The organism is Streptomyces naganishii JCM 4654 (genome assembly GCF_014650575.1).
Taxonomy (GTDB): domain Bacteria; phylum Actinomycetota; class Actinomycetes; order Streptomycetales; family Streptomycetaceae; genus Streptomyces; species Streptomyces naganishii.
The window spans coordinates 104,268-117,091 of the sequence record NZ_BMVF01000016.1; the positions used below are offsets into that span (position 1 = coordinate 104,268).

Below are 12,824 nucleotides of genomic sequence, written 5' to 3' on the forward strand. Positions count from 1 at the left end.
CATGTGGTCGGCCCACACGTTACGTGTGCGCGGTGGTCTTGGGCAGTGTCTAAAGAGTTTGCAATGTCCCAATTGGCCTTGTCGGAGGGGGCAATTCCGGCTTAGCGTCCTTTGGGGGGACGCGGGCGGGGTGGGTCCGCTCCGTAAGGGGGACACGTGGGGGGACCCGTGGCCAGGAACGCCGTCAGCGTGCCGTTCGCGGCCGACCGTGACGTGCCGGGCCTGATCGTGAAGTTCGGCGACTATCCGCTGCACCACGGCGGAGTGGGCGCGATCCGCAGCCTCGGCCGGCTCGGCGTCCCCATGTACGCGATCACCGAGGACCCCTACACGCCCGCGGCCTCCTCGCGCTTCCTGGAGCGGGCCTTCGTCTGGCCGACGCGCGGCACGGAGGACGCCGGCCGCCTGGTGGAGGGCCTGCTGCGGATCGGCCGCCGCATCGGGCGGCCCGCCGTCCTCGTCCCCACCGACGAGGAGGCCGCCGTCCTGATCGCCGAGCACCAGGACGAACTCGCCGGCCCCTTCCTCTTCCCGCGCGTCGCCCCCGGCCTGCCGCGCCGCCTGGCCAGCAAGCAGGGCCTGCACGAACTGTGCGTGGAGCACGGCATCGCCACTCCCGAGGCCGCCTTCCCGCGGACCTACGACGAGATCGTGGCGTTCGCCGACAAGGCCCGCTTCCCGGTGGTGGCCAAGAACCTCGAGGCGTTCGTGCGGCGCAGCCGCCCGGCGGTCGGCGGCACCACGAGGATCGACACCCGTGAGGGCCTGCTCGCCCTCGCCCGCGACTGGGGCGAGCGGCCCGGGGTGATCCTCCAGGAGTACCTGCCGAGGGAGGACGCCGAGGACTGGATCGTGCACGCCTACTTCGACCGGGACGCCACCCCGCTCGCCCTGTTCACCGGCGTCAAGGTCCGCTCCTGGCCCCCGCACGCGGGCATGACGGCGAACGCGTACGTGGTCGACAACCCGGAACTCGCCGACCTCGCCGCGCGTTTCATCAAGCAGATCGGCTTCAGCGGGATCATCGACCTCGACCTGCGCTTCGACCGGCGCGACGGACAGTACAAACTCCTCGACTTCAACCCGCGCATGGGCGCCCAGTTCCGGCTCTTCGAGAACGAGTCGGGGGTGGACGTGGTGCGCGCCATGCACCTCGACCTGACCGGGCGTCACGTACCGGAGGGGGAACAGCGGGCCGGCCACCGTTTCGTCGTGGAGAACATCGACCTGCCCGCCCTCCTCGCCTACCGCCGCAGCGGCTATACGACGCCGCACGCGCCGGCGAGGGCGAGCGGGACGGAGCTGGCGTGGTTCGCGGGCGACGACCCGCTGCCGTTCGTCACGATGCTCGCCCGTTTCGTGCGGCCGGGCGCGAGGCACCTCTACCAGCTGTGGCGGACCAACCGCCGCGGGGCAGTCCGCCGCGGGGCTGTCCGCTGAGAGGCTGTCCGCCGAGCGGCTGTCCGCCGAGCGGCTGTCCGCCGAGCGGCTGTCTGATCCAAAGCGACAAAAGCGAAGGAAGTCGGAGGCGAAAGGGCACGCTCAGCAGCGCGGACGGCCGTCGTGCGCAAGGGTCGGAACACCCTTGAGTGGGCGGAGCGGCGGATCCGTATTCTCTGATCATGGCCGCACCCCTCCCTCCCGCCCTCATCGCCACCGACTTGGACGGAACGCTGCTGCGCGGCGACGACACCCTGTCCGAACGGTCCCTGGACGCCCTCGCGCGGGCGGCCGCGGCCGGCGCCCGGCACCTCGTCGTGACGGGCAGGCCGGCGCCGAGGGTGCGGGAGCTGCTGGCGGCCCTGGGCACCGCGGGGCCGGCGGTGTGCGGCCAGGGCGCGCAGCTCTACGACGCCGGCGCGGACCGTCTGCTGTGGTCGGTCACCCTGGACCGGGAGCTCGCCGAGACCGCGCTCGGCAAGATCGAGGCCGAGGTCGGGGAGGTGTACGCGGCGGTCGACCAGGACGGGATCGACGGGCTCACGCTCATCGAGCCCGGGTACCTCATGCCGCACCCGGCCCTGCCCTCGGTGCGCGTGGACCGGCGCCGCGAGCTGTGGTCGGCGCCGATCAGCAAGGTGTTGCTGCGCCACCCCGTGCTGTCCGACGACGAGCTGGCGGCGGCCGCCCGGAGCGTGGTCGGCTCGCTGGCCACGGTCACCATGTCGGGGCCGGGGACGGTCGAGCTCCAGCCGTGCGGCATCACCAAGGCGACGGGGCTGGCCATGGCCGCGGCCCGCCTGGGGCTGGGCCGCGAGAGCGCCGTGGCCTTCGGGGACATGCCCAACGACATCCCCATGTTCCAGTGGGCCGCGCACGGCGTCGCCATGGCCAACGCGCACCCGGAGCTGAAGGCGGTGGCCGACGAGGTGACCACGTCGAACGAGGACGACGGCGTGGCCGTCGTCCTCGAACGACTGTTTCCCGCGGCTGTGCGCCGGGCCCGTCAGTAGGCGCTGAAGACGTTGTCGATCGAGCCGTAGCGGGCGGCGGCGTAGTTGCAGGCCGCGGTGATGTTGGCGACCGGGTCGTAGATGTCGAACGACGTGCCGGCCACGTGGTAGGCCCGGAAGGTGGGGTCGATGACCTGGAGCAGGCCCTTGGACGGGATGCCCTTGGCGGCGTTGGAGTCCCACAGGTTGATGGCCAGCGGGTTGCCGGACGACTCGCGCATCACGTTGCGGTAGATGCCGTTGTAGGTGCCCGGGATCTTCTTCTCCGCCATGACCGCGAGCGAGGCGCGGATCCAGCCGTCGAGGTTGTTGGGGTAGCCGACGGTGGCGGCGGTCTTGACCGAGGCGGGGGTGGCCGCGGAGGCGGTGGTGGCGCCCACGAGCGGCAGGGCGAGGACGGCGGCACCGGTGCCGGTGACGGCGAGGGTGCGCAGGAGGCGGGCGGTGCGGGTACGGCGCTGACCGTTTGCAGGCATGGGGATTCCTCTCCATCGCCTGCGAGGTGAGCTGTCGGGTTCGGGCGGGGAGGTGCCCGGCCGCGCCCCTGAGGGCACGGCTTCACCCCTAGCCGCTCCTGCGACGGCGTACGGCGTGGGCCGTACGACGCGCGGACCGGCGACTTACCTGGGTCCCCCGCTCCTGCCATGAGTGGTTCGTTGATGGATACCGGGCGGCGGCAGGATTCGGCGTCCGCCCGACGGCCCGGAACGTATGCGAGAGCACATGTCCCGAACAAGTACCTGCTGCATACATCGCCCTAATTGACCTTGGTCTGAGGCGTATGAGGTACTTGATCCTTTGCATATGCCAAGGCTCAACTGCCGTGCGGGGAACGGAAAACCGGACCTGCCGCCTCCGGGCGGCGCCGACGGGTGGGCGTGACCCAACTCACGGTTTCCCCTGGTCAAGAGCATTTGCGGCCAAGGGGAATTGGGATACCAATAGGGGTAAATCGGTCCCGCGTCCCCGTTCCGGCCGTCCCGAGGGTCGCGGAGGGGCGGGGCCGCGGAGGTGTGCGTGACGGTGGTCACGTCGGGTGATGCCCTGGCTCGTTCGTACGTGTGTATCGGTGGGCATGTGTGCGCGAGAAGGGAGAGGGTGGGTAGGTGGACAAGTCGATAAATATCTGCTCATACGAGGTGATCAAAAACATATCGGGCGTAATCCGATACCGCCTGGCCTGTAACGGTGGGCGCTAGCGGTGATCGAAACGTGACCGGATACGCTGACTTGAGTGATGGCAGCGACCTATCGACAAACCGCGTAACAGCCAGCAGACACCAGCAGACAGGAGACCCCTCGTGACCGTCGTCGGGCCGTTCGGGCTGAGCGTGCGGGACCAGGCTCTCGAAGCCGATGTCCAGGCCGGGTTGGCGGCTGTCGAGGAAGGGCTGCTCGAGGCCACCAAGAGCGAGGTGCCCTTCATCACGGAGGCCGCACAGCACCTCGTCAAGGCGGGCGGGAAGCGGTTCCGGCCGCTGCTCGTGATGCTCGCGTCGCAGTTCGGCGACCCCTACGCGCCGGGCATCGTGCCGTCGGCCGTGGTGGTGGAGCTGACCCACCTCGCGACGCTCTACCACGACGACGTCATGGACGAGGCCGCGGTGCGCCGGGGCGTGGCCAGCGCGAACACCCGCTGGGGCAACTCGGTGGCCGTCCTGACCGGCGACTTCCTGTTCGCGCGCGCCTCCCAGATCCTCGCCGACCTCGGGCCGGAGGCGGTCCGGGTGCAGGCCGTGGCGTTCGAGCGGCTGGTCACCGGCCAGATCCTGGAGACCGCGGGCCCGCAGGACGGCCGCGACCCGGTCGACCACTACCTGGACGTGCTCGGCGGCAAGACGGGGTCGCTGGTCGCCGTCTCCTGCCGCTTCGGGGCGATGATGTCCGGCGCCGACGAGACGGTCGTGGACGTGCTCACCCAGTACGGCGAGCGCCTGGGCGTCGCCTTCCAGCTGGCGGACGACGTCCTGGACATCGCCTCCGACTCCCACGAGTCCGGCAAGACCCCCGGCACCGACCTGCGCGAGGGGATCGCCACGCTCCCGGTGCTGCGGCTGCGCGAGCGCGCTGCCCGGCTCGGGCTCGCCGAGGACATCGCCCTGTGCGAGCTGCTGGACTCCGACCTGAGCGACGACGCGCGGCACGCCGAGGCGCTGGCCGCGCTGCGTACCCACCCCGCACTGGAGCAGGCCCGCCGGGACACCGTGCGCTACGCCGAGGAGGCCCGCGCCGCGCTGGCCCCGCTGCGCGAGTGCGACGCCAAGGCCGCCCTGCTCCAGCTGTGCGACGCGGTGGTCCACCGGGCGGGATAGCCGCCGCGGCGGCCCGTGCGCACCCGTCCCCTACGGGGTGGTGGAGTCGTACGGGCCGTCGTGTCATACCCCAGGCGTACACGGAGTTGGCTCCGCGGTCTGACGCTTCCTCGCCGGCTATTTGGTCAGATGGAACCACGGACAACACCACTGCTCACCGATTCGGGTGAGAATGGCGGCTCGGGGTGGGACCCGGTGCGAGACGTACAGCCGCCGCCGACGACGGAGGTAGGGCACACATGGCACCGTACGAATCCGACGACAGCACGAACGCGGGGGAGGCCGACGACCTGCGCTCGGGACGCCGCAAGGCCGCGCGTTACGTCGTCCCGGTAGCGGTGGTGGGGGTGGCGGCGGCGACCATCGGGCTCGTCCCGGCACTCGCCGACTCCGGCGACCCCAGTCTGCCGAAGATCACCGCACAGCAACTCATCGAGAAAATCGCCAAGTCGGACGTCCAGGAGCTGTCCGGCACGGTCAAGGTCAGCACCGACCTCGGCCTGCCGAACCTCGGCGGACTGGAGAGCGGTCTGCTCTCCGGCGCCGCCAAGGGCCGTGACGGCTCGTCGGCCGACCCGACGTCCAAGCTCACCGAGCTCGCCAGCGGCACGCACACCCTGCGCGTCGCGGCCGACGGCCAGGACCGGCAGAAGGTCTCGCTGATCGAGAGCGCGGCCGAGTACAGCCTCATCCACAACGGCAAGGACGTCTGGGGCTACGACAGCAAGTCCAACGAGGTCTACCACGGCACCGCCGACCAGGCCGGCGGCAAGAAGCACAAGGACGAGGTCCCGGCCACGCCCAAGGACTTCGCCGACCAGGCCCTGAAGGCGGCCGACGACACCACCTCGGTGACGGTCGACGGCACCGCGCAGATCGCCGGCCGGGACGCCTACCGCCTGGTCCTCAAGCCCAAGCACGCCTCCGGGACCACGGTCGGCGTCATCAGCATCGCCGTGGACGCCAAGACCGGCATGCCGCTGAAGTTCACGCTCACCCCCGCGGGCGGCGGCGCCGCCGTGGTCGACGCGGGCTTCACCCAGGTCAGCTTCGCCAGGCCGGCGGCCTCCACCTTCGACTTCACCCCGCCCAAGGGCGCGAAGGTCACCGAGGAGAAGGACAAGGCGGGCAAGGGCGGCGAGCGCTCCCACCGGACGGCGCCTTCCCAGAAGGACCTCGGCAAGAGCGGCGCCCCGAAGGTCATCGGCAAGGGCTGGAACTCGATCGCGGTCATCGACTCCGGCGCCAAGGGCGGCATCCCGTCGTCCTCCGGCAAGGGGAACCTGAGCGGCTTCATCGGCTCGCTGGGCGACCACGTCTCCGGCAAGTTCGGCAAGGGCACGGTCTTCTCCACCCGCCTGATCAACGCCCTGATCACCGATGACGGCAAGGTCTACGTCGGCGCGGTCACCAAGGACGCGCTGGTGAAGGCGGCCGACGCCGGCCGGTAAGCACCGGACAGGCGGGCGCGCGGGCGCGCGCGGGGCCACGACGAATCGAGGGAGCCGATGGACGAGGCGTCCGCCACGGAGCCGGACCCGGCCGCGCACGGCGCCGGCGACGGCCCGGCCGCGGGGGACGCGGGTGACGGCGTCATCCGCACCCGTGCGCTCACCAAGCGGTACCGCGGCGGACAGCTCGCCGTGGACGGTCTCGACCTGACCGTCCCGGCGGGCAGCGTCTTCGGCTTCCTCGGTCCGAACGGCTCGGGCAAGACCACCACCATCCGCATGCTGATGGGGCTGATCGAGCCCACCTCGGGCACGGCGCGGGTCCTGGGGCACCCCATGCCCCGCGCCTCCCGCGCCGTCCTGCCGCACGTCGGGGCCCTCATCGAGGGCCCCGCGCTCTACGGCTTCCTCTCCGGCCGCGACAACCTCCTGCGCTACGACGCCGCCGACCCGACCGCCGACCCGGGCACCCGGCGCGTCCGCGTCGCCGCCGCCCTGGACCGGGTGGGTCTGACGGCGGCCGCGGGCAAGAAGGCCAAGGCGTACTCCCTGGGCATGAAGCAGCGCCTCGGCCTGGCCGCCGCGCTGCTCCAGCCGCGCAGACTGCTCGTGCTGGACGAGCCGACCAACGGCCTGGACCCGCAGGGCATGCGCGAGATCCGCTCCCTGGTCCGCGAGCTGGCCTCCGACGGCACCACCGTCTTCCTCTCCTCCCACCTCCTCGACGAGATCGAGCAGGTGTGCACCCACGCGGCCGTCATGGCGCGGGGCAGACTGATCGTCCAGGGCCCGGTGTCCGAACTCGCCGCCGGGGCGCACGGCCGGCTGGTGGTCACCACCCCCGACACCGGGGAGGCGGTGCGCGTGCTGAAGGAACAGGGCGTCGCCGGCGTCACCGCCGACGAGGACCGGGTCACCGGCGAACCACCGGAGCGCGACCTCGCGGAGGTGAACGCCGCGCTGGTCACGGCCGGCGTCCGCGTCCGCGGGTTCGGCGTCGAACGCGCCTCCCTGGAGGACGCGTTCGTGGCACTCACGGGGGAGGGCTTCGATGTCGCGGGCTGAGTCCCTCACCGTGCGGGCCCCGAGCCCGCTGTGGACGTTCGGGCTGCTGCGCAGCGAGCTGGTCACCACCTTCCGGCGCTGGCGCACCCTGGCCCTGCTGGGCGTGCTCGCCGCGGTTCCCGTCCTGGTCGGGGTGGCCGTCCGGATCGAGACCAAAGGCGGCGCGCCGTCCGGCCGCGGCGGCGACGGCGGCGGCCCGGCGTTCATCGCCCAGATCACCAACAACGGGCTGTTCCTGGTCTTCACCGCGCTCGCGGCGACCCTGCCGTTCTTCCTGCCGATGGCCGTCGGCGTGATAGCGGGCGACGCGGTCGCCGGCGAGGCGAACTCGGGCACCCTGCGCTATCTGCTGGTCGCGCCCGCGGGCCGCACCCGCCTGCTGCTCACCAAGTACGTCACGACGATCGCGTTCTGCCTGGTCGCCACCCTCGTCGTCGCCGTGTCGGCACTGGCCGTGGGCGCCCTGCTCTTCCCGCTCGGCGACCTGACGACCATCTCCGGCACACAGATCTCCTTCGCCGACGGCCTCGGCCGGGCGCTGCTGATGGCCCTGGTGGTCACCGGGTCCCTGACGGGACTGGCCGCGCTCGGCCTGTTCGTCTCGACGCTGACCAACAGCGGCATCGCCGCCATGGCCACCACCGTGGGCCTGCTCATCACCGTCCAGATCCTCGACCAGATCCCCCAGCTGCACGCGGTGCAGCCGTACCTCTTCTCCCACTACTGGCTGTCCTTCGCCGACCTGATGCGGGAGCCGGTCTACTGGGACGATCTGGTGAAGAACCTGGAGCTCCAGGCCCTGTACGCGGCGGTGTTCGGGTCCGCGGCCTGGGCCCGGTTCACGGCCAGGGACATCACCGCCTAAAGCGGCTTCGGGGCGGGAGCGGTCGGCTCGGCGCCCCGCTCGGCGCCCCGCTGGGCGGTCCGCTCGTGGGGGAAGCGCGCCAGGGGAGGCTCCTGGGCGAAGAACGTCTTGGCGCGCGCCAGCGCCCCGGTGTCCTTCAGCACGTCGCCGGGCGCGGTGCCGTTGCCGAGCAGCACCCCGCCGAAGCGCATCCGCAGGTAGGCGGCCGAGTTGTTGAGGGTGCCGGCCAGCGGATCGGCGACGGAGGCTTCACTGGCGGCGAGGGCCGTGACGCCCCACAGGGTGCGTCCGGCCATGGCCGCCCTGAAGTCCAGGCCGGGTGTGCGCAGCCAGGCGGACCAGTGGTCGAGGTAGCGCTTGGTGTGGCTGGACACGGAGTACCAGTACAGCGGCGAGGCGATCACGATGTCCGTCGCCGCGAGCGTGGCGTCCAGCAGCAGGGCGGTGTTTCCCGACGCCGGGCGGGTGTGATCGCTGTCGTGCCGCAGGTCGGTGAAGTCGGGCAGCGGGTGGTCCACGAGCCGTATCCACCGCTGCTCCGCGTCGGAGGGCAGCTGCTCGGCGGCGCGGCGGGCGAGCAGTTCGGTGTTGCCCTCGCGGCGGGCGCTGCCCAGTACGAACAGGAAGCTGCGGGTCATGGGAGGTCTCCTGGGGTGAGCGTGGACCGGTGCCAGGTGATTGCGTATGCATTATATGCGCACGCATAGAAAAAGCCCCAGGTGTAGCCGTCACGGCCCCGACGGGCGCCTGGGTCAGCGCTGCCTGCCCGCCGCTCCCGTCAGCCGGGCCAGGGCCGCGGTCTCGCGCGGGGGCGGCCCGCTCAGGTCGCCCACCCGCCAGGCGGGCACCCACGGGACCCGGTAGACGTCGATGACGGACTCCAGCGGCTTCACACGCTGGGCGAGCGGCCGCGGCAGGCGCCCCGGAGCGTCCGCGACCAGCACCACCGCGTCCAGGTCGAGCCCGGCCGGCGCCTGCCCCCGCCGGAACACCTCCAGGGCCCGTACCACCGCCTCCAGGCCCGCCGCATGGGTACGGGCGACCAGCAGGACCGAGCGCGGAGCCTCGGGGCCGGGCCAGTCGCGCCCGCAGTCGTGGCCTCCGTAGACCGCCGCGAGCGTGGTCGTGCCCGCACCGCCGTGCGTGGCCAGCCAGGAGAAGCGGCGGCGCGCGAGGTGCATGCCGGCGGGCCGCTCGGGCACACGCTCCGCGTCGGTCACGGCACCGGTGCCCGCGAGGACGCCGGCCGCCGGGGCGGCCACCGGACCGCGGATCCAGATCTCCGGTCCCTGACGCACGTCGGTCCGCATGCCCGTTCCCTCCCTCGTCATCCCGGCGATCTTCGCGCTCCGCCCGTCACCCGCGACACACCGCGGAGGTTCCTGGTGCGAGTCTGTGACGTCGTGGTGACGCGTGGAGGGCGCACGAGCGGAGAGACTCGACAGTACGCGTACGACCGGATGGCACGCATCCGAGTGAGGGAGCCGATGTCTCGACTGAGCCGCGAGAAGAAGCGGGAAGACCAGCGCGCCGCACAGCCGGCGGCGTCCGCGGCGGCGCCCATCGCCGTCCACGTGCCGCTGGACGGCGCCGCGGCCTCGGTCGGCGGCGTCCCGGTGCGGTCGGCCCCGGGCGAGGAGATCCAGCACGCCGTCCTCGACCACCTCCACCGCATCGCCCTCGCCACCGGCCACCCCGTCCTCGCCACCGTCACCGACGAACGCATCGGCTACGTCGTCCCCCTCCAGGTCCGCCGCGACGGCTCCAGCGCCTTCACCGCCGAGCCCCTGCCCGCGCCTCCAGCAGCGCCCGCGCCTCCGCCCGCGCCGGCGCCGCCGGTCGCGCCCGCGACTGCGCCCGCACCGGCACCGCCCGCTCCCGGATCCGCGTCCGCCCCGCGGCCGCCCGCGCCCCTGCCCGTGTCCGCCGCGCCCCCCGCCGCGCCGCGGCGGGAACAGGCGACGCACGTCCTGCGGCAGGTGCCGGAGCCGGTGCGGGAGCCGGCTCCCACGTTCCCGTTGCGCGCCGTGAGCGAGCCCGTGTCGCCGGACCCCGAGCCCGGCGTCCCCACGCCCCCGACGTTCCCCCTGCGCGCCCTGCCGGTGCCCTCGGACGCCACGCCCCTGGGCACGGCCACCGCACCCACCGGGGAGTTCGGACCCCCGCCCGTGATGGACGCGGCGCCGTTCACCGAACCGAGCCCGGCCCCCGCAGCACCGAAGCCGGCCCCCGCCGCCGGACCGGCTCCCGCCCCCGCGCTCGCACCCGACCTCGCCCACATCCCCGACCCCGACCCCAAGCCCACCCCCGCCCGCGGTTTCGACGCCGTGGCCGAGGCGGTGCTCGGGGAGGACCCGAGGACCGCGGCCGGCGAAGGAGGCGCCGTCCTGCTCGCCGAGCCCCTCGCCCGGGTCAACGAGGCCGTGAAGGCGGGGCGGATCGAGGAGGCGGCGGCGCTGGCGGAGGCCACCGTCACCGAGGCGTCCGGCACGCTCGGCGCGGAGCACCCCGAGGTGCTGCGCCTGCGCGAGCTCACCGCCTACATCGCCTACCTGGCCGGCGACGCGCTCCGCGCCTTCACGCTCTCCCTGGAACTGGCCCGTATCCACCGCCGCGCCCAGGACGCCGAGGGCGCCTACGGCAACGTGCGGAGCGCGGCCTCCGCCTGGCGCGCGGTGCGCGACCCGGAGCAGGGGCTGCGGCTCGGCCGTGACCTGCTCGACCTGTGGACCGAGCTCACCGCCGAGGACGGCCCCGCCGCCGACGACATCGAGCAGCTGGAGTCCGCGCGCGCCCGCATGGGCCGCCTCGCCGAGCGCGCCCGCAGGCAGGCGCCCCCGCCGGCGGACTGACGACCCGGCCGCCCGCACCGCACACCGCCCCAGGACACACGCCCGCAGGCCTACGACACGTAGAACCCGCACGCCCTACGACACGCAGAACTCGTTGCCCTCCGGGTCCGCCATGACCACCCACTGCCCGGCGGGCTCCTTCACGTGCCGCAGCACGCTCGCGCCGAGCCCCTCCAGCCGTTCCACCTCACGCTCCCGCAGTCCCTCACCGGGATGCAGGTCGAGGTGGAGCCGGTTCTTGCCGGTCTTGGCCTCCGGCACCCGCTGGAAGAGCAGCCGCCGCCCGAGCCCGGTGCCGCTCTCCTTGTCGTACGGGTCGTCGGGGTGCCGTACGGCGATCAGGTCGCGGAAGGCCGGGCGGCCGTGGAACTCCACGGTGGCCGCCCCCGGCAGCGCGCCCGCCTCCAGCAGCCGCTCGATCAGCGCGCTGTTGTCCTCGGCCTCGTAGTGCAGCGCGGCGGCCCAGAAGTCGGCCTGGGCGTGCGGGTCGGCGGCGTCGACGACGAGCTTGAAGTGCAGCGGGGCGGCGGGAGCCGCGGGCGTCTGAGTCATGCGACCAGTCGTATCCGCCGCCCGGGCGCCCGGCAACAAGAACGCCGAACCGGACGGCGCCCCTCCGCGACCCGCACGACCCGGACGGGCTCACGGAGCCAGGCAGCCCGGACCCCGGAACCCCGGACCTCCGGACGGCTGTCAGGCCTCCACAGGATCCGAGCTCGGCCGTGCCTCCGCCGGGCCCGGTGCTGGAGCGGCCGTCGGTCCGGCCGCCGTCACGGGCGCCGCCGTGGGCGCCGCCGGGGCGCTGCGGGGTGCGGCCAGCCGTGCCCTGAGCGCCGCCGCCCGCCGTGCCGTACGCAGCCCGTCCCAGGTCAGCAGCGACAGCGCCAGCCACACCAGGGCGAACCCGGCCCAGCGCTCGGCCGGCATGGACTCGTGGAAGTACAGCACCCCGAGCAGGAACTGGAAGACCGGCGCCAGGTACTGAAGCAGCCCCAGCGTGGACAGCGGCACGCGGATCGCGGCCGCGCCGAAGCAGACCAGCGGCAGCGCGGTGACCACACCGGTGGCGGCCAGCAGGCCGGCGTGCCCGGCGCCCTCGGCGGTGAACGTCGAGCGTCCCTGCGCGCCGAGCCACAGCAGATAGCCGAGCGCGGGCACGAACTGCACCGCCGTCTCGGCGGCCAGCGACTCCACGCCGCCCAGGTTGACCTTCTTCTTCACCAGGCCGTAGGTGGCGAAGGAGAAGGCGAGGCACAGGGAGATCCACGGCGGCCGCCCGTAGCCGATGGTGAGCACGAGGACGGCGGCCGCGCCGGTGCCGACCGCGAACCACTGCACGGGCCGCAGCCGTTCCTTGAGGATCAGCACGCCCATGGCGATGGTGACCAGCGGGTTGATGAAGTAGCCGAGGGAGGCCTCGACCACGTGCCCGCTGTTCACGGCCCATATGTAGACGCCCCAGTTGACCGTGATCACCGAGGCGGCGACCAGGACGAGCCCGAGCCTGCGCGGCCGGCGCAGCAGCTCACCGGCCCAGGCCCAGCGCCGTACGAAGAGCAGCGCGGCCGCGACGAAGGCCAGCGACCACACCATCCGGTGGGCGAGGATCTCGAGGGCCCCGGCGGGCTTGAGCAGCGGCCAGAAGAGCGGGACCAGGCCCCACATCCCGTACGCCGCGAAGCCGTTCAGCAGCCCTGTGCGCTGCTCGCCCCTGGACTTGTCGCTCACGGGCGCCTCCTTCGTGCCTTGCCTGGCCGCGTGTCGTACGGCAACCAAGAAGGTAACGCCACCCACCCCCGTCTGTCATGCCCGTATCATCATACGGT

Annotated in this window: 12 protein-coding genes and 1 riboswitch; of the genes, 7 read left to right on the forward strand and 5 right to left on the reverse strand. The window is 72.8% G+C overall.

Features of this window, described 5'->3' with window-relative positions; translation table 11 throughout:
- Positions 1–189 precede the first annotated feature (189 nt).
- Together IE217_RS26065 and IE217_RS26070 are read left to right on the forward strand one after the other, a co-directional pair.
- Complete coding sequence (locus IE217_RS26065; RefSeq protein ID WP_190180461.1) at positions 190–1,440, forward strand: carboxylate--amine ligase; 1,251 nt, start codon at positions 190–192, stop codon at positions 1,438–1,440.
- Between the two features lie 182 nt (positions 1,441–1,622).
- A complete protein-coding gene (locus tag IE217_RS26070; protein WP_190180396.1) occupies positions 1,623–2,453 on the forward strand; it encodes an HAD family hydrolase in 831 nt (276 codons plus the stop codon).
- On the opposite strand, the gene IE217_RS26075 is transcribed toward IE217_RS26070, so the two are convergent.
- The gene (locus IE217_RS26075) at positions 2,447–2,929 is read right to left on the reverse strand and encodes a transglycosylase SLT domain-containing protein (RefSeq protein ID WP_190180397.1); all 483 of its coding nucleotides are present in this window, start codon (positions 2,927–2,929) and stop codon (positions 2,447–2,449) included. The two genes, IE217_RS26070 and IE217_RS26075, sit on opposite strands and share 7 nt — an antisense overlap.
- 3 nt (positions 2,930–2,932) lie before the next feature.
- A riboswitch (cyclic di-AMP (ydaO/yuaA leader) is annotated at positions 2,933–3,119 on the reverse strand.
- A gap of 635 nt (positions 3,120–3,754) precedes the next feature.
- Here IE217_RS26075 and IE217_RS26080 point away from each other — a divergent pair.
- From IE217_RS26080 to IE217_RS26095, 4 genes are all read left to right on the forward strand, one after another.
- The gene (locus IE217_RS26080; RefSeq protein WP_190180398.1) at positions 3,755–4,765 is read left to right on the forward strand and encodes a polyprenyl synthetase family protein; all 1,011 of its coding nucleotides are present in this window, start codon (positions 3,755–3,757) and stop codon (positions 4,763–4,765) included.
- A gap of 239 nt (positions 4,766–5,004) precedes the next feature.
- Complete coding sequence (locus tag IE217_RS26085) at positions 5,005–6,216, forward strand: LolA family protein (protein ID WP_190180399.1); 1,212 nt, start codon at positions 5,005–5,007, stop codon at positions 6,214–6,216.
- Between the two features lie 57 nt (positions 6,217–6,273).
- The gene (locus tag IE217_RS26090) at positions 6,274–7,281 is read left to right on the forward strand and encodes an ABC transporter ATP-binding protein (RefSeq protein WP_190180400.1); all 1,008 of its coding nucleotides are present in this window, start codon (positions 6,274–6,276) and stop codon (positions 7,279–7,281) included.
- A complete protein-coding gene (locus tag IE217_RS26095; protein WP_190180401.1) occupies positions 7,268–8,146 on the forward strand; it encodes an ABC transporter permease in 879 nt (292 codons plus the stop codon). Before IE217_RS26090 ends, IE217_RS26095 begins: the two co-directional genes overlap by 14 nt.
- Here IE217_RS26095 and IE217_RS26100 read toward each other — a convergent pair.
- Positions 8,143–8,784 (reverse strand): flavodoxin family protein, encoded by a 642-nt coding sequence (locus IE217_RS26100; RefSeq protein ID WP_190180402.1) that lies wholly within the window; start codon positions 8,782–8,784, stop codon positions 8,143–8,145. The genes IE217_RS26095 and IE217_RS26100 overlap by 4 nt on opposite strands.
- A 114-nt stretch (positions 8,785–8,898) precedes the next feature.
- Positions 8,899–9,456: a DUF6668 family protein gene (locus IE217_RS26105; RefSeq protein WP_190180403.1), complete on the reverse strand. Its 558-nt coding sequence runs from the start codon at positions 9,454–9,456 to the stop codon at positions 8,899–8,901.
- Between the two features lie 177 nt (positions 9,457–9,633).
- Between IE217_RS26105 and IE217_RS26110 the strand changes: the two genes are divergently transcribed.
- The gene (locus IE217_RS26110; RefSeq protein WP_190180404.1) at positions 9,634–10,998 is read left to right on the forward strand and encodes a tetratricopeptide repeat protein; all 1,365 of its coding nucleotides are present in this window, start codon (positions 9,634–9,636) and stop codon (positions 10,996–10,998) included.
- A gap of 75 nt (positions 10,999–11,073) precedes the next feature.
- Here IE217_RS26110 and IE217_RS26115 read toward each other — a convergent pair whose 3' ends face one another.
- Together IE217_RS26115 and rarD are read right to left on the reverse strand one after the other, a co-directional pair.
- Positions 11,074–11,550, reverse strand: a complete 477-nt coding sequence (locus IE217_RS26115) for a VOC family protein (protein ID WP_190180405.1) — start codon at positions 11,548–11,550, stop codon at positions 11,074–11,076.
- 141 nt (positions 11,551–11,691) lie between these two features.
- Positions 11,692–12,726, reverse strand: a complete 1,035-nt coding sequence (gene rarD / locus IE217_RS26120; protein WP_190180406.1) for an EamA family transporter RarD — start codon at positions 12,724–12,726, stop codon at positions 11,692–11,694.
- Positions 12,727–12,824: the final 98 nt, after the last annotated feature.